This window comes from Corallococcus sp. CA053C, assembly GCF_003611675.1.
In the GTDB taxonomy this organism is placed as follows: domain Bacteria; phylum Myxococcota; class Myxococcia; order Myxococcales; family Myxococcaceae; genus Corallococcus.
Genome location: NZ_RAWA01000910.1, coordinates 1 through 418, shown reverse-complemented (window position 1 = coordinate 418; position 418 = coordinate 1). Strand labels below are relative to the sequence as shown.

General features: G+C 66.0%; 1 pseudogene. It reads right to left on the bottom strand.

From position 1 onward, the window contains the following. Nucleotides 1-418: pseudogene (locus D7V97_RS43835) on the bottom strand (hypothetical protein); the annotation flags it as partial.

Here is a 418-nt window from a genome sequence, read left to right as displayed (position 1 = left end):
CCAACGTATCCAGCAGCTGGTTGATGCCACCGGTGAGGCCATCGAGGAAGCTGGCACCTTCGGTTGCCTGCAGGCGCTGGTCGAGGTCGCCTGCGGCGGCGGCCGCGACGATGCCGGCGACGGCGTTCTCCAAGGCGAGCTCATGGGTACGGTCATGCCACTCCACGGCAAAGCCCAGGCGCAGGCCCTGTGCGTCGAAGACCGGAGTAACCACCTGTGCGAAGTGCACCGGGCCGATCTGTACCTTGCCGTTGTGGCTGACCTGCAGGCCATTGAGGATGGCGCGGATCCGGTCCGGGTTGGCGTGGAAGCGATGGATGCTGCTACCGACCAGGCGCTCGGCATCGAAATCGGGGAAGGCCTGGCGCAACGTTGACTGCTGGTTGCGCAGCAGGGCCACCACCGAGCGGTTCACGTA